The following is a 2,621-nucleotide window of genomic DNA, read 5'->3' as shown; positions in this document are numbered from 1 at the left end:
AACCACACGCCGCCCACGGCCCCCAAGCCGGTGCCCGCGAGCCCCTCCCGCACGGGCTCCTCCAACCGGGTACGGGCCCGGCTCGCGCGCCTGGGCGTGCAGCGCTCGTCCCCGTACAACCCGGTCCTCGAACCGCTGCTGCGGACCGTCCGGGGCAACGACCCCAAGATCGAGACGGCCACGCTCCGGCAGATCGAACACGCCTACCAGGTCGCGGAGCGCTGGCACCGCGGCCAGAAGCGCAAGAGCGGCGACCCCTACATCACGCACCCGCTCGCCGTCACCACCATCCTCGCCGAGCTGGGCATGGACCCGGCCACCTTGATGGCGGGGCTGCTGCACGACACCGTCGAGGACACCGAGTACGGGCTCGACACCCTGCGCCAGGACTTCGGCGACCAGGTGGCGGCCCTGGTGGACGGCGTCACCAAGCTCGACAAGGTCAAGTTCGGCGAGGCCGCGCAGGCCGAGACCGTGCGCAAGATGGTCGTCGCGATGGCCCGCGACCCGCGCGTTCTGGTGATCAAGCTCGCCGACCGCCTGCACAACATGCGCACGATGCGCTTCCTGAAGCGGGACAAGCAGGAGAAGAAGGCCAGGGAGACGCTGGAGATCTACGCGCCCCTCGCCCACCGGCTCGGCATGAACACCATCAAGTGGGAGCTGGAGGACCTCGCGTTCGCGATCCTCTACCCGAAGATGTACGACGAGATCGTCCGGCTCGTCGCCGAGCGCGCGCCCAAGCGCGACGAGTACCTCGCCATAGTGACCGACGAGGTGCAGGCCGACCTGCGGGCCGCCCGGATCAAGGCGACCGTCACCGGCCGCCCGAAGCACTACTACAGCGTCTACCAGAAGATGATCGTCCGCGGCCGGGACTTCGCGGAGATCTACGACCTGGTCGGCATCCGCGTCCTCGTCGACACCGTCCGCGACTGCTACGCGGCGCTCGGCACCGTGCACGCCCGGTGGAACCCGGTGCCCGGCCGGTTCAAGGACTACGTCGCGATGCCCAAGTTCAACATGTACCAGTCGCTGCACACGACGGTCATCGGGCCGAGCGGCAAGCCCGTCGAACTCCAGATCCGCACGTTCGACATGCACCGGCGCGCCGAGTACGGCATCGCCGCGCACTGGAAGTACAAGCAGGACGCCGTCGCCGGCGCCTCCAAGGTGCGCACCGACGTGCCGAGGAGCTCCGCCAAGGGCGGCCAGGACACCGTCAACGACATGGCGTGGCTGCGCCAGCTGCTCGACTGGCAGAAGGAGACGGAGGACCCCAGCGAGTTCCTGGAGTCCCTGCGCTTCGACCTGTCCCGCAACGAGGTCTTCGTGTTCACGCCGAAGGGCGACGTGATAGCGCTGCCGGCCGGCGCCAGCCCCGTCGACTTCGCGTACGCGGTGCACACGGAAGTCGGGCACCGCACGATCGGCGCGCGCGTCAACGGGCGGCTCGTCCCGCTGGAGTCCACGCTCGACAACGGCGACCTGGTGGAGGTCTTCACCTCCAAGGCGTCGGGCGCGGGCCCGTCCCGCGACTGGCTCGGCTTCGTCAAGTCGCCCAGGGCCCGCAACAAGATCCGCGGCTGGTTCTCCAAGGAGCGCCGCGAGGAGGCCATCGAGCAGGGCAAGGACGCCATCGCGCGGGCCATGCGCAAGCAGAACCTGCCGATCCAGCGGATACTGACCGGCGACTCGCTGGTGACCCTCGCACACGAGATGCGCTACCCCGACATCTCGTCGCTGTACGCGGCGATCGGCGAGGGCCATGTCGCGGCGCGGGGCGTCGTGCACAAGCTCGTGCAGGCCCTCGGCGGCGAGGAGGCCGCCACCGAGGACATCGAGGAGACGGCGCCGCCCGCGCGCAGCCGCGGCAAGCGCAGGTCGAACGCGGACCCCGGCGTGGTGGTCAAGGGCGTCGACGACGTGTGGGTGAAGCTCGCACGGTGCTGCACCCCGGTGCCGGGCGATCCGATCATCGGCTTCGTCACGCGGGGCAGCGGCGTCTCCGTGCACCGCGCGGACTGCGTCAACGTCGACTCGCTGTCGCAACAGCACGAACGCATTCTCGATGTCGAGTGGGCGCCGACCCAGTCGTCGGTGTTCCTCGTGGCGATCCAGGTCGAGGCGCTCGACCGGTCCCGGCTCCTGTCGGACGTCACCCGCGTGCTGTCCGACCAGCACGTGAACATCCTGTCGGCGGCGGTCCAGACCTCCCGCGACCGCGTCGCCACCTCACGGTTCACCTTCGAGATGGGCGACCCCAAGCACCTCGGGCACGTCCTGAAGGCCGTGCGGGGCGTGGAGGGCGTCTACGACGTCTACCGCGTCACCTCAGCGCGCAGACCCTGACCCGGGCGGGCCCAGGTGCCGGCGGGCGAGCCTCACCCGGCAGGGGCCCGTACCGCACGTGGGGCGCTGTACCGCGGCGCCGCGTACCGCGCGCGAGGCTCCGTAGCGCGCGGGGCCTCGTACCGCACGCGAAGCCCCGTACCGCGCGCGAGGGGGGGGGGGGGGGGGGGGGGGGGGGCGCGGGCCGCCGCCCGGCGGGGGGGGGGGGGGGGGGGCGGGGGCCGGCGCCCGCGGGCGGCGGGGGGGGGGGGCGGGGGGCGGGGGGGGTG

The 2,621-nt window shown here is 71.7% G+C and carries 1 protein-coding gene; it reads left to right on the top strand.

The annotated features are described in order from the left end of the window. On the top strand, positions 1-2,352 hold a 2,352-nt coding region (locus tag LCE31_RS16205), incomplete at its 5' end, for a RelA/SpoT family protein (RefSeq protein ID WP_225014971.1). Positions 2,353-2,621 lie beyond the last annotated feature (269 nt).

The sequence above is a fragment of the Streptomyces sp. 8L genome (assembly GCF_020176795.1).
Taxonomy (GTDB): Bacteria; Actinomycetota; Actinomycetes; order Streptomycetales; family Streptomycetaceae; genus Streptomyces.
The sequence above is the reverse complement of the archived record's forward strand: the minus strand, read 5'-3'. Positions and strand labels throughout refer to the sequence as shown.